Genomic DNA, 19999 nt, shown 5'->3' with positions numbered 1-19999 from the left:
CCTGCAACAACGGTTCTGATCAGCCGTCGTACCAGGAGGTTCTGAGTGATGAATGGCAAACAGTTGTCCCGGCGTCAGATCATGGCCGCGGCAGGGTTCATCGGCCTTGCCACCCTCACCGGCTGTGGCAGCGGCGAGGACGGAGAGGATTCAAAGGACCTCTCCAAGAAACAGAACGGCGCGATGAAGGAGTATCGGGCCGGTCAGCAGTTCAAGGCGTCGAAACCGCTGTCCTTCTCGATTCTGCACAACAACAACCCGAACTACCCCATGAAGAACAGCTGGCTGTTCTGGAAGGAACTCACCAAGCGCACCGGTATCACCCTGAAACCGATCGCTGTCCCGCTCAGTGACTATGAGAAGAAACGCAGCGTGCTGATCGGTGCGGGCGACGCCCCGTTCCTGATCCCCAAGACGTACCATCCGTCCGAGGCCGCCTTCGTCTCGTCGGGCGCGATCCTCCCGGTCAGCGAGTACGTGCATCTGATGCCCAACTTCCAGGACAAGGTCAGAAAATGGAAGCTGGAGCCCGAGCTCGACTCCATTCGTCAGTCCGACGGCAAGTACTACCTCCTTCCCGGCCTGCACGAGAGGGTCAGGTCCGGCTATTCGCTGTCCTTGCGCACGGACGTCCTCGACAGGCTCGGTCTGAGCCTGCCCACCACCTGGGACCAGGTGTACGACGTCTTCAAGGCGATCAAGGCCGAATACCCGGACCGATACCCCTTCTCCGACCGTTGGAGCACCAACACCCCTTTCCCGGCAGCCGCCTTGCTCAGCTACCTCGGCCAGGCGCACGGAGTGAAGGGTGGCTGGACCTACGACAACATCAGTTTTGACTCGAAGGCGGGGGAGTTCGTCTTCACCGGCGCCACGGACGGCTACCGCCAGGTGGTCGAGTACCTGAGAAAGCTGATCGCCGAGAAACTGATGGACCCGGAGAGTTTCACGCAGCCCGATGACGACGCCGTGCAGAAACTGCTGGGTGAGAAATCCTTCGCCATCAGCGCCAACCCGCAGGAGCTGGTCCAGAACTACCGCTACAACCTGGAGAAACAGGTCAAGGGAGCGAAGATCGAGATGGTGCCGGTGCCACTCGGCCCGGCCGGCCCGGTGGTGATGGGCGGCGCCCGGCTGGAGAACGGCGTCATGATCTCCAGCAAAGCCCTCAAGAGCGACACGTTCGTGGCGATGATGCAGTTCGTCGACTGGCTGTGGTACTCCGACGAGGGCCAGCGTTTCTCCAAGTGGGGCGTCCAGGGCGTCACTTACACACAGGCCGGCAGCCAGTACAGGCTCGAGCCCGGCATCTCGTTCATGGGCGCGAACCCGGACGCCCCGAAGGACCTCCAGAAGGACTACGGCTTCTACAACGGCGTCTTCGCCTACGGTGGCAGCTGGGAGCTCGTCTCCTCGTCCTTCGGCCCGGACGAGAAGAAGTTCCAGGACGCCATGGCCCAGTACAGACAACTGCCCATCGATCCGGCCCACCCGCTGCAGTCCGTGGAGCAGGAACAGGCCTCACTCTGGGACACCCCGCTCAGGGACCACGTCACCCAGAACATGCTCAAGTTCGCCCTCGGCAAGCGCCCGCTGTCCGAATGGGACGACTACGTCACCGAGTTGAAGGCCAAGAACATGGATCAGCTTGTCGGTCTGCACAACAAGGCACGCGAGCGTTTCGCGAAGGAGAAGGGGTGATCAGCGTTCCCGCCGAAGCGGCGGGCCGGCTCTCCGACGCCTGGCGGTTCTGCGTCGGCACGGGGCGAGTTGAACTCGCCCTGCGCCGCGACTACCAGGACTCCCTCGCCCTGCTCCAGCGGGACATCGGTTTCCGATACATCCGTGGTCATGGCCTGCTCAGCGACGGCATGGGCGTGTACCGCCCGTACGACCACGAGGGCGCCCGCCACGTCCACCATTGCTTCACCTACGTCGACCAGGTAGTCGACGCGTATCTGGCGGCCGGCATCCGCCCTTTCCTGGAACTCGGCTTCATGCCCGAGGCGTTGGCCGTCGGAACACAGACGGTCTTCTGGTGGCGGGGCAATGTCACCCCGCCCCGCTCGTACCGTGAATGGGCCGACCTGGTCCGGGCGACCCTGGCCCATCTCGTCGACCGCTACGGCCTCGACGAGGTCCGCACCTGGCCCATCGAGGTGTGGAACGAACCCAACCTGTCCGACTTCTGGCAGGACGCGGACGAAAAGGCGTACCACCGGCTGTACGAGGTCACCGCGCGCACCGTGAAGGAGGTGGACGCCGCTCTCCAGGTCGGGGGCCCCGCGATCACTCCGGGCGCCGACGAGTGGCTGGACCGGTTCGCCGAGTTCGCGGAAGGCCGGGACGTGCCCGTCGACTTCGTGTCGAAGCACGCCTACACCTCCGGCCCCGCGGACCAGGTACCGTTCGGTGTCCACCAGACGCTGGCCCCGGCATCCTCTCTGCTCGACCAGTTCGCCACCCCCCGCGAACGCCTCAAGGGCACCCAACTGGCCGGACTCCCGGTCCACATCACGGAGTTCAATTCCTCCTACTGTCCGAACAACCCGATCCACGACACCGCATTCCATGCCGCTTACCTGGCGCCGGTTCTCGCACACGGCGGCGACTTCGCCGACTCCTTCTCCTACTGGACGTTCAGTGACGTGTTCGAGGAGGCCGGTGTCCCCACGGCCCTCTTCCACGGCGGCTTCGGACTGCTCACCCACCGGCAGGTGAGGAAACCGACCTACCACCTGTACGCGTTCATGGCCCGGATGGGGCCCGACCTGCTGGCGCGGGGCGACGACCACCTCGTCACCCGCCACCCCGACGGCCGGGTCACGGTTTTGGCCTGGGCGCCCGTCGACCCGACCGGCGAGACCCCCGGACCCGACCGGCACGTACTGCGTCTTTCCCTCCCGGTCGCGGCGCGAGAAGTCTTCGTCCGCCGGTCCACCGTCGACGAGGAGCACGGGAACGCCTACACCGCCTGGCGGCACATGGGCAGCCCCCGCTCGCCAAAGCCGGGGCAGCTGGACGTTCTGCACGAAGCCGCCGAGCCCGCCCGCAGCCATCGGAGGCTGCCCGCGCAGGAGGGGCGCGCCGAGCTGGACCTCAGCCTGGCCCGCCACGAGATCACTCTGGTCGAGCTCGCCCCGGTCGTCGACGAGACCCCGCCCTGGTGGGACGAACGGCGGCTCCTCGGCGGGCCGGCGACATGATTCCGTTGACCGCTTCGAGACCGCTTCCCTCCCGTTCGGGCACCGGGCCCCTCTCCCGCGCCGCCGCCCTGGTGCACACCCTGCTCACCGTCGAGGCCCTGTTCCTCGCGGCGACCGCTCCGGGCCTGGCCGGCCTGTTCTTCCTGGGCCGCGACCCGGCCAACCTGCCCCTCGCCGCCGGGTGCCTGCTGCCGCTCGGCCCGGCCGTCTCCGCAGCGTTGTACGCCCTGCACCATCGCAGCCGTGACCTCACCGACCTGCACCCGGCCCGCGTCTACACCCGCGGCTGGCGGCTCAACGCCCTGCCCGCGCTGAAGCTCTGGGCGCCCCTGCTGGCCTGGCTGACCGTGATCGCGTTCAGCCTCACCCACTTCGCCGCCACCGGGCTGCCCGGTTGGTGGGCGGTGCTTCTCGGGGGCATCGGCGTGGCGTCCCTGCTCTGGGGCGCGCACGCCGTCGTCCTCACCTCCTTGTTCACGTTCCGCGCCCGCGACAGTGCCCGGCTGGCCGCGTACTTCCTGTTCCGGCGGGGGCGCGTCACACTCGCCGCGGCCTCACTGCTCGTCCTGACCGGCGGCCTGACCGCCCTGTTCACGGAGGCCCTGCCCGTCCTGCTGGCCGCACCGCTGCTGCTCTCGCTGGTGCAGTCGAGCCGCCCGGTGATCGTCGAGACCCAGGAGGACTTCACCGCATGACCGCCCCCGACCCCGGTGACAACAGCCGGCTCCCGCGCACCGGCAAGATCCCGTACGGCGGCGACTACAACCCCGAGCAGTGGCCGCGGCAGGTCTGGGAAGAGGACCACCGCCTGTTCACGCAGTCCGGCGTCGACACCCTCACCGTCGGCGTCTTCAGCTGGTCACTCACCCAACCGGCCGAGAACACATACGACTTCACGACCCTCGACGGCATCCTCGAGCGTGCCGCCGCCGAGGGCCGACACGTCTGCCTCGCCACCGGAACCGCCGCTCTGCCGCCCTGGCTCGCGAAGAAACACCCCGACGTCAACCGCACCGACTTCGAAGGCCGACGACACCGCTACGGCCAACGGCACAACTTCTGCCCCAGCTCGCCCGCTTACCGCCGACTGGCCACGGCCGTGGCCGACCGCCTCGCCGAACGCTACGCGGGACACCCGGCGTTGCTGGCCTGGCACATCAACAACGAGTACGGCGGCGTCTGTTACTGCAATCTGTGCGCCGAGGGCTTCCGTGACTGGCTGCGCGCCCGGCACGGCACCCTCGACGCACTCAACGACGCCTGGTGGACCACCTTCTGGTCGCACCGCTACACCGACTGGGACGAGATCGAGCCGCCGAGCGCCCTCACCGAGCACTGGCGCGGCCCCGACCACACCGCCTTCCAGGGCATCACCCTCGACTACCAGCGCTTCATGACCGACGCCCTGCTCGGCTGCTTCACCGCGGAGAAGGAAGCCATCCGCACCCACGACCCCGACACGCCCGTCACCACCAACTTCATGGGCGCCTACCGCCCACTCGACTACCACCGTTGGGCACCCCATCTCGACTTCGCCTCCTGGGACAACTACCCGCCCCTCGACGCCCCGCCCTCACAACCGGCCCTCGCCCACGACCTGATGCGCGGCCTCAAGGACGGCGCCCCGTTCTGGCTGATGGAGCAGACCCCTTCCACAACCGCCTGCCGCGACGTCAACCCGCTGCACCGCCCCGGCGAACTCCGCCTCGCCACCTGGCAGGCCGTCGCCCACGGCGCGGACGCCGCCCTCTACTTCCAGCTGCGTGCCTCTCGCGGCGCCTGCGAGAAGTACCACGGCGCCGTGATCGGCCACGCCGGCCGGGACGACACCCGGGTGTTCCGCGAAGTCGCCGACCTGGGACGGGAGCTGGAGCTGCTGGGCGACGCCACGCTCGGCGCCCGCACCCCCGCCCGCACGGCCCTCCTCTTCGACTGGGACAGCTGGTGGGCCCTGGAGATCTCCGACGGCCCGTCCCGCCTCGTCCGCTACGCCGACGTGGTCCACGCCTACTACCGGGCCGCACGCGAGGCGGGCGCCGACGTGGACGTCGTCCCGGTCACCGCCGACCTCGCCGCCTACGATGTCGTCCTCGCCCCTGTCCTCCACCTGGTCAAGGGCGACCTGCCCGCCCGCCTGGAGGAACTGGCCCGACGCGGTGGAACCGTTCTCGCCACCTTTCTCACCGCCCGCTGCGACCAACACGACCGCGCCTTCCTCACCGATGTCCCCGGCCCCCTGGCACCCCTGCTCGGCATTCGCGTCGACGAGTGGGACGCACGTCCCGCAGACGTGGTGCAGCCCGTCCACGTCGGGGAGTTCACCACCGCCTCCCGCCTGGTCTTCGAGATCGTGCGGCCGCGCGGCGCCGAACCCGTCGCCACCTACGGCGCCGACTTCTACGCGGGCACCCCCGCCGTGACCCGCCACCGCTTCGGCGCCGGAGAGGCCTGGTACGTGGCGACCGCCCTCGACCAGCCCGGAGTCGACCTCGTCGTCCGCCGCGTGCTGGCCCGCCACGACCTCGTCGGCCCCTACGCCGACCACCGCACCGTCGAGACCGCCACCCGCGTCGCCCCCGACGGTACCCGCCTGCTGTTCCTCCTCAACCACGCCCCGGAAACGGCCCGCCTCACCGCCCGCGCGACCGCCACCGACCTCCTCACCGGCAAGCGCTCCGAGCAGGGCGCGCCCCTGACCCTCGACCCGCTCGGCGTCGCGATCCTGCGTCTTCAGCAACCGGTTCAGTAAATGGTCCGCCCCCGCGCGTCCGGCACCCCCGACTTGCGCAGGAAGTAACTGTTGATCTGGTCCCGCCACTCACGGGCGCTGCGCACCTGCTCCTCGTACCGCTCCGCCACCCGCGCATGCCACGCCGGGTCCACCAGGTCCGCGAGGCCCGCCCACACCCGGCGGGCCTCCTCGGCCTCCTCGGCCCCCTCGAAATGACTGTCGTAGATGTGCTGGATCACGGTCCTGCCATCGGCGAGCACATGCCCGTAGGGGACATGGTGGAAGAACAGCAGCAGCTCGTCCGGACAGGTCGCGGCCGACTCGTACACCTCGGCCCACGGCTTGCCGTACTGCGCCGCGTAACCGGTTCCGGTCGCCGCGCTGCGGTCGACGCCGATGCCGTCGCGGTCGGCGAAGTGGTACGTCCCCCACGGGCTGTACTCGTAGCCGTCCACGCTCGGCCCGTAGTGGTGCCCCGGCTGCACCATGAACCCCACACCGAGCGGGGCGGTGTACTTCTCGTACGTCCGCCACGAGCCGTCCAGTAGCGCGTGCAGCCCGCCGACCAGCCGTTCGGGGGCGGACGGGAAGGTCAGGCCGATCCACTCGTCCAGGACGCCGTGGGGGTCGCGGCCGGGCTGCCAGGCCAGCCTGCCGAAGGTGTAGAGGTTCGCCTGGGCCAGCGGATGCCCGGTCCAGAACGGGTCGTCGCCCACATTGGACACGGCGACCAGACCGCGGACCGAATCGCCCACGCTCGCCCCGCCGTCGCCGTGTGGCCCGAACCGCAGCACCTCGCTCCACATCGGCCCGAGCCAGCACACGTGCCGCTGCTGCCCGGTGTACTCCTGGGTGGCCTGCAGCTCCACCGCCAGCCGGGTGCGCGGCATCGCCCCGAGCACCGGCGACACCGGCTCGCGCACCTGGAAGTCCAGCGGTCCGTGTTTGACCTGGAGCACCGCGTTGTCGGCGAACTCCCCGTCCAGCGGGGCGAAATGGTCGTACGCGGCCCGTGCCCGATCCGTCGTACGGTCCCGCCAGTCCTGCCGGTGGTCGTAGACGAACGCACGCCAGTGGACAGTGCCGCCGTACGGTTCGAGCGCGGCGGCCAGCAGGTTCGCGCCGTCGGCATGACTGCGCCCGTACGTGAACGGGCCCGGCTGGCCCTCCGAGTCGGCCTTCACCACGAACCCGCCGAAGTCCGGGATCGCCGAGTACACCCCGCGCACGGCCTCCGCCCACCACTCGCGCACCGCCCCCTCGAACGGGTCCGCGGTGGACAGCCTGCCGAGCACGACGGGCGCGGCGAAGGTCACCGACAGGTGCGTCCGGATCCCGTACGGCCGCAACGCCCCTGCGATCCGGGCGACTTGGTCGATCCGGTCGGTGAGAAGGTGCGCCTCGGTCTCGTGCACGTTGACGTTGTTGACCGAGACGGCGTTGACCCCGCAGGCCGCCAGCAGCCTGCCGTACGCCCGTACGCGATCCCACTCCCCACGGGCCCCTCCGTCCCGCCAGAACAGCGAGCCGCCCGCGTACCCGCGCTCCACCTGGCCCATGACCGGGTGCACGGCCACATTGTCCCAGTGGTCCAGCATCCGCAGCGCCGACGCAGGGCGGTGCACTTCGCGTGCCCGGGCGCCCCGGAAGGCGTCCTCGCCGAGCCTTACGACATGGAACAGGCCGTACAGCAGCCCGCGTTGGCCGACCGCCGTGACCGTGACCGTCTCGTCGGCACGCTCGTAGGCGAACCCCTCGTCACCGAGATCCCCGATTGTCCCGAGGACACCCGCATCAGCTGCTGTCGGCCGCGCCAGGCGCAGCACCAGGTCGTACGGGTCACCCGACGCGTCATCCGCTGCGTTCCGTACGACCTCGCCGCCGAACTGCCCACACGCGTACGCCACTTCACCGTGCACGGTGTCCACCAGCGGCCCCGCGCCCTGGACCAGTGTCCGCCGGGACCCCAGCGGTCGGAACGCCTCCGGTGGCAGCCAGGCGGGGTCGATTCCGACGGGCAGGACGGGCACGGTCAGTGGCATGGTCCCTCCGAGGCGCTGCGGGCCGGCGATGGGGATGGGCGGTGCGGGCCGGGCGACGCGGCCTGCCTAGGCGATGGCCGCGCCGGTGCCACGCGCGGCACCGATGAGGTCGGTGAGCGCGGCGTCGTCGTAGACGGAAATGTCGACGTAAGCGCCTTCGGGGAGATCGAAGTCCTCGACCTCGTAGTCCAGCACCGCCGTGGTCCCGGGCGGGCTGAAGGTGCCCAGGTTGTGGGTGGTGCCGCCGGACGTGTAGCTGACCTTGACGTAGTACGTGTCACCGTCGTTCGCGGTGTCGTACAGCCAGAGCTTCTCGTCGTTCGGGTGGAACTCCACCTTGCCGACGAACGCCCCCGAGTTGATCATTTCCATCTTGACGGCGTAGCCGCCCGCGTCCTGCGCGAACGTCGTGTTGTCGAACGGGTCGGTGAGGTTGCCGCCGCTGCACGGGCAGGTGTCGGTGTCGTAGTAGTAGGCGTGGAACTGCGGGTTCGGACTGTACGCCTGTGCCGGCGCCGCCGTAGCGAACAAGGCCCCCGCCCCGAGAGCCGCGCCGGCGAGCAGCCCCGTGAACCGTCCGATGATGCCCATGACCGCTTCCCCCTCCATGACCGACCGCCCGGCGCTCGCGGGCCGCCCGGTCATTCTGGAACACGGGTGACGCCCGGTACAGCCGGTGATCGCTGACAGTTACCAGATCATGACAACAACTCGACATCCCGACAGGTGCACTTCGGACAACGTCCCGGACATTGTTGTCCTCGTGGTTGCGCAGGAGTCGGTAGTGGGTCAAGTGGACGGTGATGTCAAGGAGGCTGATTGCGCCAGGCGGGGTTCGTGTCATGCATTTTTCCGGCCAGGTGCCCGCAGGCACTTCATATGTCCGGGAGGTCTCAACTCGGAAAAGACCGGTGGTCAACCTTGCATTCGATCTTGCTCCGTCGGCAAGAAGTGGACTATACCTGTCGGCGATTCATCGTCGACACAGCCGTCACGGTCGTTACCGTCGACGCCGTTGAACCACGCGATCCGCACGACCCTGCTTGACCTGACCGCGGTGCCGGGAAGGATCCGGTGCACCGCCTGAGTCCTGGAGAAGGCGAGGACTTGAGCATGGGATCCCACTCCGAGAACAGCGGCTCCGACTACAAAGGCTCCGACTGTAAAGGCTCCGACTGCAATGGCTCCGAGATCAACGTCTCTGAGATCAACGGCTCCGCGGGTGTAGGCCGCCGAGACCTGATCAAGAGGTCGGCGGCCCTCGGCCTGTTCTCCGTCCCCACGATGAGCTTTCTGTCCGCCTGCGCCAGCAGCGGCGGCGGTGGCGAGGAGAAGGCGAAGGCCGGAAAGAAGACCACGAAGAACCCTCTCGCGGTCAACGAAACCGCCCCGATGGAATTCGTCCTGTTCGACGGCGGTTTCGGCAAGGCCTACGCCGAGGACGCGGTCAAGATCTACGAGAAGAACTTCCCCGGCGCGAAGGTGAGGTTCTCGGCCATACAGAAGATCCAGTCGACGCTCCAGCCCCGTTTCAACCAGGGCACCCCGCCCGATCTGATCGACAATTCCGGCGCCGAGCAGATGGACATGGGCGTCCTGGTCGGCAAGAACCAGCTCGCCGACCTCACCCCGCTCCTCGACGCCGCCTCCTACGACGACCCGAACAAGAAGGTCCGCGACACCCTGCGACCCGGCATCGTCGAGATGGGCCAGTTCGACGGCGCCCCGGTCTGGATCATGTACTACGCCTACACCGTGTACGGCGTCTGGTACTCGCAGAAGGCCCTGGACTCGCTCGACGCCACGTACCCCGAGACCTGGGACCAGATGCTCACGGTCTGCGAGAAGGCCAAGAAGAAGGGCATGGCCGGCTGGACGTATGCGGGCAAATACCCGTACTACCTCCCCTTCTCGCTGTACCCGATGATCGGCAAGGTGGGCGGCCGCGAAGTCCTCGACGCCATCGACAACCTGGAGCCGAACGCCTGGAAACACCCTGCGGTGAAGGCGTGTTTCGACGCTTACTACGAGCTCTACAAGAAGGGATACATCCTCCAGGGCACCCCCGGCCTGGACCACACCCAGTCGCAGACCGCGTGGGCCAAGGGCAAGGCCCTTTTCATCCCCAACGGCTCCTGGGTGGAGAACGAGTCGGCGGACGTCATCCCGAAGGACTTCGATCTGGCCGTTTCCGCGCCCACCGGCATCGACTCCTCCGACAAGATGCCGTTCGGCACCATCTGGGCCTCCGGCGGAGAGCCGTTCGTCGTGCCGGTCAAGGCGAAGAACTCAGCGGGCGGCATGGAACAACTGCGCATCATGCTCAGCGAGGCGTCGGCCAAGAACTTCACCGCCAAGGTCAAGTCACTGACCGCGTACAACGGCGGCACCGACGGAATAACGCTCACGCCGGGTCTCAAGTCGGGTGTCGCGGCACTGGAGAAGGCCGGGGACAACGTGGTGAATCCGCGGCTGCAGGACTGGTATGTCCAGTTGCAGAAGGAGAAGATCGGCGTGTCCGGTCTCGGCGAGATGATGGCCGGCCGGCTCACCCCCGCCGAGGCGATCAAGAAGATCCAGGGATACGCCGACGCGACCGCCAAGGACACGACGGTCAAGCATTACAAGCACCAGTGACGGCGAGAATCACGGCAAAGCATCCATAAAAGCACCGGAGTGGCGATGCAGCACGGCAAGTACCGGTTCATCGTGGGGTTCCTGGCGCTGCCCCTGGGACTGTACGCGCTCTTCGTGGTGTGGCCGTTCATCCAGTCCATCTACTACTCGTTCACGGACTGGACCGGCCTGAGCCCCGAATTCAAGATGGTCGGCCTGGACAATTACCGGAGGATGCTGGACGACGAGATCTTCTGGAAGTCCTTGCAGCACAGTCTGCAGTTCGCGATCGTGCTGCCGGTGGTGACGATCGGTCTGGCGCTGTTCTTCGCCTTCATGATCAATGTCGGCGGCCGCAGAAGGAAGGGCGGCCCGGTGATCTCCGGTGTCCGCGGCTCCTCCTTCTATAAGATCGTTTACTTTTTTCCGCAGGTGTTGTCGATCGCCATCGTGGCGCTGCTGTTCGCCTTCGCGTACAACCCGGACAGCGGTGCGATCAACTCGTTTCTGCGCGGGATCGGACTGGACGGCGTCCAGCCTCTCTGGCTGGGCGATCCTGACCTCGCGCTGTGGTGTGTGATGGCGGTGCTCGTCTGGTCCACGGTCGGTTTCTTCGTGGTCCTGTTCTCGGCGGGCATGGCCTCCATCCCGGCGGACCTGTACGAGGCCGCGCTGCTGGACGGCGCGAGCCGGGCCGCGATGTTCTTCCGGATCACCCTGCCGCTGCTCTGGGACACGGTGCAGTCGGGCTGGGTCTACATGGGCATCCTCGCGCTCGGCGCCGAGTCGTTCGCGGTCGTGCAGATCATGACGACCGGGCCCGGCGGCCCCGACTACTCGACCACCGTCATGGTCCTGTACGTGTACCAGAAGGCGTTCCGGGACGGTCAGGCCGCCTACGCCACCACCATCGGCGTCGCCTTGCTCATCGTGACGCTGGCCTTCGCCGCGGTCGTGATGCGGCTGGGGCGGCGCGAGCGGCTGGAGTACTGAAGTGAAGACGACACAAACCCCCGCGTCCCGGCCGGCCGAGTCGGGCTCCGGCGTTTGGGTCACGAAGGTCGACCCCGCCTTCGGGAAACCGCCCGCGGAGAAGAAAACGGAGGGAAAGGTCCTCAACGTCTTCTCCCACGGCATCCTGGTCCTCTGGGCGATCATGGTCGTGCTGCCGTTGCTGTGGGCGGTGATGACCTCCTTCAAGGACGACAGCTCCATCTTCGGCTCGCCCTGGTCGCTGCCGGACAAGCTGCACTTCGACAACTGGTCGCGGGCCTGGACCGAGGCCAACATGAGCGACTACTTCCTCAACACCGTGCTGGTGGTGGGCGGTTCACTCATCGGAACCCTGGTCCTCGGCTCCATGGCGGCCTACGTCCTCGCGCGCTTCGACTTCCCCGGGAACCGTTTCATCTACTACCTCTTCATCGGCGGCATGAGCTTCCCGATCATGCTGGCCCTGGTCCCGCTGTTCTACGTCGTGAACAACATGGGCCTGCTGAACTCCCTCCACGGCCTGATCCTCGTCTACATCGCCTACTCGCTGCCGTTCACGGTGTTCTTCCTGACGGCGTTCTTCCGCACCCTGCCGACGTCGGTGGCGGAGGCGGCCTTCGTGGACGGCGCCTCGCACAGCCGTACGTTCTTCCAGATCATGCTGCCCATGGCCAAGCCCGGCCTGATCAGCGTCGGCATCTTCAACTTCCTGGGCCAGTGGAACCAGTACATGCTGCCCACGGTCCTCAACACCGACCCCGACAAGCACGTCCTCACCCAGGGACTGGTCCAACTGGCAGTCAGCCAGGGCTACAAGGGCGACTGGTCGGGCCTCTTCGCGGGGCTGGTGATGGCGATGCTGCCGGTGCTGGCCGCGTACGTCGTCTTCCAGCGGCAGGTGGTGCAGGGGCTGACCGCGGGGGCGCTGAAGTAGTCGCGGGGCCTGAGCACGGGCGCCGTCTCCCGCCGTCCACATGTTCCTCGGGCCTGCGCGGACATCCCTGTCACGGGACTGCCGCGCAGGCCCGCCTCCGTTCCCCGCGCCGTCCAAGCGACCACGCCGTCAGCGCCGGCCACGCCGTACACGCCGTTTGATGCTGCCCGCCGCATCGGCGCAGGGCGCCGCCGCTGTGGAACATGCGGCAACCGACCACGCCTTGATCACCCGACCCCGCCCGCCACGCCCCGCACCCGCTCCCACACGCCGCGCGACCCCCCATCCGCCACCCTCCGTGTCCCTCCGCAAGCACACGGATACTGTTCAACCTCTTGACGGGAGGCGACCCGAACAGCTCAGCTTAGAGTTCACTAGTTGGACATAGACGGGGTCTCATCGAAGCGGCCCCGTGCGCAGGAGGTCGTCGTGGAGACTCCGGGGTCGCAGTCGTCGCTGCACCGAGCCAACCTGGAGCGAGTCGTACGCGCCGTGCGTCTGGCCGGGTCCCTCACGCAGGCGGAGATCGCCCGGACGACCGGTCTGTCCGCCGCGACCGTCTCCAACATCGTGCGCGAGTTGAAGGAAGGCGGCACCGTCGAGGTGACGCCCACCTCGGCCGGCGGACGCAGGGCCCGCAGTGTCAGTCTGAGCGGCGACGCGGGCATCGTCATCGGGGTCGATTTCGGCCATACCCACCTGCGCGTCGCCGTGGGCAACCTGGCCCACCAGGTCCTCGCCGAGGAGTCCGAGCCGCTGGATGTGGACGCCTCCTCGACCCAGGGCTTCGACCGGGCGGAACAGCTGGTCACCCGGCTGATCGAGGCTACCGGGGTGGACCGCACGAAGGTCGCGGGAGTCGGTCTCGGCGTGCCCGGGCCGATCGATCTGGAGTCCGGCACACTCGGTTCCTCCGCCATCCTGCCCGGCTGGATCGGCACCAGGCCCGCCGAGGAGATGCGCGGCCGACTCGGGGTCCCGGTGCACGTGGACAACGACGCCAACCTGGGCGCCCTCGGCGAGATGGTCTGGGGCAGCGGCAGAGGCGTACGTGATCTTGCTTACATCAAGGTCGCGAGCGGTGTCGGCGCCGGTCTGGTGATCGACGGGAAGATCTACCGGGGCCCCGGCGGAACCGCGGGGGAAATCGGACATATTACTCTGGATGAATCCGGCCCGGTCTGCCGCTGCGGAAACCGGGGCTGCCTGGAGACCTTCGCGGCCGCGCGTTATGTGCTGCCGCTGCTCCAGTCCAGTCATGGCACGGACCTGACGATGGAAGGCGTCGTGCGGCTGGCCAGGGACGGAGACCCGGGCTGCCGTCGGGTGATCGCCGACGTCGGCCGGCACATCGGCAGTGGAGTCGCCAATCTCTGCAACCTGTTGAACCCGAGCCGGGTGGTCCTGGGCGGTGATCTCGCCGAGGCCGGTGAGCTGGTGCTCGGACCGATAAGAGAGTCCGTCGGCCGCTATGCGATCCCGAGTGCGGCGCGTCAACTCTCCGTTCTCCCTGGGGCACTTGGCGGCCGTGCGGAGGTGCTCGGAGCGCTCGCTCTCGCCTTGAGCGAGATGGGCGATTCCACCCTTTTGGACAGCACCCTGCACGCGGCGGCACCTGCCTTCACTTAGAGAACGAATGACGCCGTTGCCATCTCGTTAAGTATTTACTTCTTGACGTCGCACGTGTGGCCGAGTTGACTTCCAGCCACCTCGGCCGCAGCGTTGCGGCCCTGTCAGGGAGGCACACCCCACATGAACGCAACGATGCGTAGAGTCGTGATCGGCGCCACCGCCGTGTCCATGGCACTGTCGATTGCCGCGTGCGGCAAGGCGGGCGACAACAAGGACAGCGGCTCCGGCAGCAGCAGCTCGGGCGACAAGTCCATCGGCCTGCTGCTCCCCGACAGCGTCACGGCGCGGTACGAGAAGTTCGACAAGCCGTACTTCGACGCCAAGGTCAAGGCGCTCTGCGCCGACTGCAAGCTCGAGTACGCGAACGCCGCGGCCGACCCGGCCAAGCAGGCCCAGCAGGTCAGCAACATGGTCACCAAGGGCGTGAAGGTCATCGTGATCTCCGCCCAGGACTCCGCCGCGATCAAGTCCTCGATCCAGTCCGCCGTGGCCAAGGGCGTCAAGGTCGTCGCGTACGACCGCCTCGCCCAGGGCCCGGTCAGCGCCTACGTCTCCTTCGACAACGAGAAGGTCGGCGAGCTCCAGGGCCAGGCCCTGCTCGACGCCCTCGGCGCCAAGGCGACCCCCAAGGCGAAGGTCGTCATGATCAACGGTGACGACGCCGACCCGAACGCCGCCCAGTTCAAGGCGGGCGCGCACAAGGTCCTCGACGGCAAGGTCGACATCGCCTACGAGCAGTCCGGCCTCTGGAAGGACACGGTCGCCGCCCAGAAGATGGCCGCGGCCATCACCCAGCTCGGCGCCAAGAACATCGCGGGCGTCTACTCCGCCAACGACGGCATGGCCGGTGGCATCGCCAACACCCTCAAGGGTGCGAAGATCAGCAACATCCCGCTGACCGGTCAGGACGCCGAACTCGCCGCCATCCAGCGGATCGTGGCCGGCACCCAGTCCGCCACGATCATGAAGACCTACAAGGTCGAGGCCGAGACCGCCGCCCAGATCGCGGTCAACCTGCTGGAGGGCAAGGACATCAAGTCCCTGGCCCCGACCACGCTGACCAGCGGCTCCGGCGACAAGGTGCCCTCGCAACTGCTGACCCCGGTGTCGGTCACCAAGGCCAACATCAAGGACACCGTGATCAAGGACGGCTTCTACACCGCCGCGGACATCTGCACCGCCGAGTACGCCGCCGCCTGCAAGGCCGCCGGCATCCAGTAGGCGCCCGGTCCCGAGGGCCCTTGCGAGCCGCCCGCGAAGGCGGGCCTCAGCAGCGGCCCTCGGGTCCCGCCGACCGCCCCGGCGGTCCCGCGAGACCCCTCCGACGCCCGTCCCACCTTCACACCCCGCTGCCGGGACGGGCGTCGGACGGAACCGTTGCCAAGCGCAGCGGATTCGCGCATGTTCATCTTGTAAACCTCGTGCGGTGACGCCGCGTTTCCACGCGGCGTCACCCACATCCCTCCGCGCCTTGTCTTTGCGCGCGGCATCCCCGCCGGTCAGGCGGCGAAGGAGATGGTTCACGTGTCCGCTACGCCCGTGCTGGCGTTGCGCGGAGTCTCCAAGCGATTCGGTGCGGTGCAGGCACTCACCGACGTCGAACTGGAGGTCCACGCCGGAGAAGTGGTCGCCCTGGTGGGCGACAACGGCGCAGGAAAGTCCACCCTGGTCAAGACGATCGCGGGTGTTCACCCCATCGATGAGGGCGTCATCGAGTGGGAGGGCAAGCCCGTCAGCATCAACAAGCCGCACGACGCCCAGGGACTGGGCGTCGCGACCGTCTACCAGGACCTCGCCCTGTGCGACAACCTCGACGTGGTCGGCAACCTCTACCTCGGGCGCGAACTGCTGCACCGCGGCGTCATCGACGAGGTGACGATGGAGAAGAACGCCCGGGAGCTGCTGTCCACGCTCTCCATCCGCATCCCGAGCGTGCGCATCCCGATCGCGAGCCTCTCCGGCGGTCAGCGCCAGGTCGTCGCCATCGCCCGCGCGTTGATCGGCGACCCGAAGGTCGTCATCCTCGACGAGCCCACCGCCGCCCTCGGCGTCGAGCAGACCGCCCAGGTCCTCGACCTCGTCGAGCGGCTGCGCGAGCGCGACCTCGGCGTCATCCTCATCAGCCACAACATGGCCGACGTCAAGGCGGTCGCGGACACCGTCGCCGTCCTGCGCCTGGGCAAGAACAACGGCTCCTTCTCCGTGAAGGACACCAGCCACGAAGAGATCATCGCCGCGATCACGGGTGCCACGGACAACGCCGTGACCCGTCGTGCGGGGCGTCGCACCGCGGAGGCGGCAAAGTGAGCGACACGTCGAAGACCGAGCCCGAGAAGGCCGCGAAGGCGGAGAAGACCGACACCGCGCCGAAGGTCGCCAAGACCGACGGCGTCGTCGAGGACCAGAGCACGGTCGCCCCCGCCGACGACCCGACCGCCGCGCCGGTCACCGTCGTCGACCCGCGTCTGCTGGTCCGTGAAGAGGGCCTCAAGGGCTACCTCACCGAGTTCAAGCGGAAGGTCAAGGGCGGCGAGCTGGGCCAGATCCCGGTCGTCCTCGGCCTGATCATCATCTGGACCATCTTCCAGCTGAAGAACGACCGCTTCCTCAGCGCCGACAACCTCTCCAACATCAGCTACTTCCTGTCGGCCACCGGCATGCTCGCCATCGGCCTGGTGTTCGTGCTGCTGCTCGGCGAGATCGACCTGTCGGTCGGTTCCGTCAGCGGTCTGGCGTCCGCGCTGTTCGCCGTGTTCGTGACCGACCACAGCATGAACCCATGGCTGTCGCTGGTCCTGACGATCATCACCGGCATCGGCATCGGCGCCCTGCACGGATGGTTCTTCGCGAAGATCGGCGTACCGGCCTTCGTGGTGACCCTGGCCGGCTTCCTCGGCTGGAACGGTCTGATGCTGTGGCTGCTCGGCTCCAGCGGCACGATCAACCTGCCGTCGGACTCCGGCCCGATCCACCTGCTCGGCCAGAACTCCTTCTTCATGGACCAGGCCATCATCGGCGCCTACATCCTGGCCGGACTCGCCGTCGTGCTGTCCCTGGTGGGCAACTTCGGTGAGCAGCGTCGCCGCCGGGCCGCGGGCGTGCCGTTCCGCGCGACCGGCGAGATCCTGCTGCGCGTCGGCGCCCTCGCCGTCGCCGCGTTCGCGTCCGCCGCCGTGCTGAACAACGCCTCGGGTGTCTCCAACTCCCTGGTGATCTTCCTGGCGGCGCTGGTGATCGTGGACTTCGTGCTGCGTCGTACGACGTACGGCCGCAAGGTGTTCGCGGTCGGCGGCGGCATCGAGGCCGCCCGCCGTGCCGGTATCAACGTGCCGATGATCCGGATCACCGTGTTCGCCATCTCCGGCGGCTTCGCGGCGGTCGGCGGCATGTTCTTCGCCGGCCAGACCGCGGGCGCGTCGCTGAGCGCCGGCGGCGGCAACACCCTGATGCTCGCCATCGCGGCGGCCGTCATCGGTGGCACCAGCCTCTTCGGCGGCCGTGGCACCGTCTGGTCCGCCCTCCTGGGCATGCTGGTCATCCAGTCCATCCAGACCGGACTCGACCTGCTGAACATGAACACCTCGATCCAGTACATGATCACCGGTGGTGTGCTGCTCGGTGCGGTCGTCATCGACTCCGTCTCCCGCCGGAGCCAGAAGGCCGCCGGCCGCGGCTAGTTCGCCCGTTGACCGAGGTGCCCGGCATCCCCGCGGATGCCGGGCACAGTCATGTCATAGGAAGGCCCCCTCCTGGGTACAGCCGTTCGCGTGACCTATGACGCACGGGCCGGAGTCCGTCGGCCCGGACGGAACATTAGACTCGACAAGCCCGGCAACAGCTCGATCGGCTTTTACTGCAAGGAGGCACGGGTGCCGCTGCTGACCCGCATCAGGGGACCGCGCGATCTTGACCGGCTCAGCCCGGAGGAGCTGAACCGGCTGGCGGAGGAGATCCGGACCTTCCTCGTCGACGCCGTGTCCAAGACCGGCGGTCACCTCGGTCCCAACCTCGGCGTGGTCGAGCTCACCATCGCCCTGCACCGCGTCTTCGAGTCCCCCAAGGACAAGGTGCTGTGGGACACGGGCCACCAGTCCTATGTGCACAAACTGCTCACGGGCCGACAGGACTTCTCCCGGCTGAAGATGAAGGGCGGCCTGTCCGGCTACCCCTCGCAGGGCGAGTCCGAGCACGACGTCATCGAGAACAGTCACGCCTCCACCGTCCTCGGCTGGGCCGACGGCCTCGCGAAGGCCAACCAGATCCTCGACCGCGACGACCATGTGGTCGCCGTCATCGGCGACGGGGCGCTCACCGGCGGCATGGCCTGGGAGGCGCTGAACAACATCGCCGACGGCGACCGCCCGCTGGTGATCGTCGTCAACGACAACGAGCGCTCCTACGCGCCGACCATCGGCGGCCTCGCCAACCACCTCGCCACCCTGCGCACGACGGACGGCTACGAGCGCTTCCTCGCCCGCACCAGGGAGGTGCTGGAGCGCACCCCCGTCGTCGGCAGGCCCCTCTACGAGACCCTGCACGGCGCCAAGAAGGGCCTGAAGGACTTCATCGCCCCCCAGGGCATGTTCGAGGACCTCGGCCTGAAGTACGTCGGCCCGATCGACGGCCACGACATCGAGGCCCTGGAGTCCGCGCTGGCCCGCGCCAAACGCTTCGGCGGCCCGGTGATCGTGCACTGTCTCACCGAGAAGGGCCGCGGCTACCAGCCCGCCCTCCAGGACGAGGCCGACCGCTTCCACGGCATCGGCCCCATCCACCCCGACACCGGTCTGCCGGTGAAGGTCTCGGGCGCCGACTGGACGTCCGTCTTCGGCGACGAGATGGTCGAGCTCGGCAAGGAGCGCGAGGACATCGTCGCGATCACGGCGGCGATGCTGCAGCCGGTCGGCCTGAAGAAGTTCGCGGACACCTTCCCGAACCGCATCTACGACGTCGGCATCGCGGAACAGCACGCCGCCGTCTCCGCCGCCGGCCTCGCCACCGGCGGACTGCATCCGGTCTTCGCGGTGTACGCCACGTTCCTCAACCGTGCCTTCGACCAGGTCCTGATGGACGTCGCCCTCCACAAGTGCGGGGTGACGTTCGTCCTGGACCGGGCCGGTGTCACCGGCACCGACGGCGCCTCCCACAACGGCATGTGGGACATGTCGATCCTCCAGGTCGTCCCCGGCCTCAGGCTCGCCGCCCCGCGCGACGCCGACCAGGTCCGCGCCCAACTGCGCGAGGCCGTCGCGGTCGAGGACGCGCCGACCGTCGTCCGCTTCTCCAAGGGCGCCGTCGGCCCCGCCGTACCCGCCGTGGGACGCGTCGGCGGCATGGACGTGCTGCGCGAGAGCGGCACCGGCACTCCGGACGTGCTGCTGGTCTCCGTGGGCGCGCTCGCCCCGATGTGCCTGGAGATCGCGACCCTCCTCGACCGGCAGGGCATCACCACCACCGTCGTCGACCCGCGCTGGGTCAAGCCCGTCGACGAGGCCCTCGCGCCCCTCGCCGAGCGCCACCGTGTGGTCGTCACCGTCGAGGACAACTCCCGCGTCGGCGGCGTCGGTTCGGCGATCGCCCAGGCCCTGCGCGACGCGGGCGTCGACGTGCCGCTGCGCGACTTCGGCATCCCGCCCCGCTTCCTCGACCACGCCTCCCGTGCCGAGGTGATGACGGAGATCGGGCTCACCGCCCCCGACATCGCCCGCCAGGTCACCGGCCTGGTCTCCCGGCTCGACGGCAAGTACGGCAGCGCCGCCGCCGAGGTCGACTCGGTCGAGCCCGCCCGCGACTGACCCGCCGGCCGCTTGCGAACGGGCCGGTTCCACCACCGCGAAGGGTGGTG

Annotated in this window: 14 protein-coding genes; 12 read left to right on the top strand and 2 right to left on the bottom strand. The window is 68.1% G+C overall.

The genetic code is table 11. The features are described from left to right. Positions 1–48: 48 nt before the first annotated feature. From ACIBTS_RS02155 to ACIBTS_RS02140, 4 genes are read left to right on the top strand one after another with little or no spacing between them, the layout of a single operon-like run. The gene (locus tag ACIBTS_RS02155; protein WP_399315942.1) at positions 49–1701 is read left to right on the top strand and encodes an extracellular solute-binding protein; all 1653 of its coding nucleotides are present in this window, start codon (positions 49–51) and stop codon (positions 1699–1701) included. Continuing rightward, positions 1698–3206: a xylan 1,4-beta-xylosidase gene (locus tag ACIBTS_RS02150; protein WP_399315898.1), complete on the top strand. Its 1509-nt coding sequence runs from the start codon at positions 1698–1700 to the stop codon at positions 3204–3206. Before ACIBTS_RS02155 ends, ACIBTS_RS02150 begins: the two co-directional genes overlap by 4 nt. Then, the gene (locus ACIBTS_RS02145; RefSeq protein WP_399315897.1) at positions 3203–3901 is read left to right on the top strand and encodes a hypothetical protein; all 699 of its coding nucleotides are present in this window, start codon (positions 3203–3205) and stop codon (positions 3899–3901) included. Before ACIBTS_RS02150 ends, ACIBTS_RS02145 begins: the two co-directional genes overlap by 4 nt. After that, positions 3898–5955, top strand: a complete 2058-nt coding sequence (locus ACIBTS_RS02140) for a beta-galactosidase (RefSeq protein ID WP_399315895.1) — start codon at positions 3898–3900, stop codon at positions 5953–5955. Before ACIBTS_RS02145 ends, ACIBTS_RS02140 begins: the two co-directional genes overlap by 4 nt. Here ACIBTS_RS02140 and ACIBTS_RS02135 read toward each other — a convergent pair. Further along, a complete protein-coding gene (locus ACIBTS_RS02135) occupies positions 5949–7979 on the bottom strand; it encodes an alpha-glucuronidase (RefSeq protein ID WP_399315894.1) in 2031 nt (676 codons plus the stop codon). The two genes, ACIBTS_RS02140 and ACIBTS_RS02135, sit on opposite strands and share 7 nt — an antisense overlap. A gap of 66 nt (positions 7980–8045) precedes the next feature. Then, positions 8046–8570 carry a hypothetical protein gene (locus ACIBTS_RS02130; protein WP_079664710.1) on the bottom strand — a complete coding sequence of 175 codons (525 nt, stop codon included), beginning with the start codon at positions 8568–8570 and terminating at the stop codon, positions 8046–8048. A gap of 522 nt (positions 8571–9092) precedes the next feature. On the opposite strand from ACIBTS_RS02130, the gene ngcE reads away from it, so the two are divergent. From ngcE to dxs, 8 genes are all read left to right on the top strand, one after another. Then, positions 9093–10616: an N-acetylglucosamine/diacetylchitobiose ABC transporter substrate-binding protein gene (gene ngcE / locus ACIBTS_RS02125; RefSeq protein WP_399315893.1), complete on the top strand. Its 1524-nt coding sequence runs from the start codon at positions 9093–9095 to the stop codon at positions 10614–10616. A gap of 45 nt (positions 10617–10661) precedes the next feature. Continuing rightward, positions 10662–11588 carry a carbohydrate ABC transporter permease gene (locus ACIBTS_RS02120; RefSeq protein ID WP_399315892.1) on the top strand — a complete coding sequence of 309 codons (927 nt, stop codon included), beginning with the start codon at positions 10662–10664 and terminating at the stop codon, positions 11586–11588. A 1-nt stretch (position 11589) separates the two neighbouring features. After that, entirely contained in the window at positions 11590–12522 is a 933-nt protein-coding gene (locus tag ACIBTS_RS02115; RefSeq protein ID WP_399315891.1) for a carbohydrate ABC transporter permease, read from the top strand. A gap of 429 nt (positions 12523–12951) precedes the next feature. Continuing rightward, a complete protein-coding gene (locus ACIBTS_RS02110) occupies positions 12952–14151 on the top strand; it encodes an ROK family protein (RefSeq protein WP_399315890.1) in 1200 nt (399 codons plus the stop codon). 123 nt (positions 14152–14274) lie between these two features. Further along, the gene (locus ACIBTS_RS02105) at positions 14275–15375 is read left to right on the top strand and encodes a sugar ABC transporter substrate-binding protein (RefSeq protein WP_399315889.1); all 1101 of its coding nucleotides are present in this window, start codon (positions 14275–14277) and stop codon (positions 15373–15375) included. Between the two features lie 294 nt (positions 15376–15669). After that, on the top strand, positions 15670–16461 hold the full coding sequence (locus ACIBTS_RS02100) for an ATP-binding cassette domain-containing protein (protein WP_399315887.1): 792 nt from the start codon (positions 15670–15672) through the stop codon (positions 16459–16461). After that, on the top strand, positions 16458–17831 hold the full coding sequence (locus ACIBTS_RS02095; RefSeq protein ID WP_399315886.1) for a sugar ABC transporter permease: 1374 nt from the start codon (positions 16458–16460) through the stop codon (positions 17829–17831). The genes ACIBTS_RS02100 and ACIBTS_RS02095 overlap by 4 nt, the downstream gene beginning before the upstream one ends. A 192-nt stretch (positions 17832–18023) precedes the next feature. Next, positions 18024–19949: a 1-deoxy-D-xylulose-5-phosphate synthase gene (gene dxs, locus ACIBTS_RS02090; RefSeq protein WP_399315941.1), complete on the top strand. Its 1926-nt coding sequence runs from the start codon at positions 18024–18026 to the stop codon at positions 19947–19949. Positions 19950–19999: the final 50 nt, after the last annotated feature.

It is taken from the genome of Streptomyces sp. NPDC050121 (assembly GCF_044460385.1).
Classification (GTDB): domain Bacteria; phylum Actinomycetota; class Actinomycetes; order Streptomycetales; family Streptomycetaceae; genus Streptomyces; species Streptomyces soliscabiei.
The sequence above is the reverse complement of the archived record's forward strand: the minus strand, read 5'-3'. Positions and strand labels throughout refer to the sequence as shown.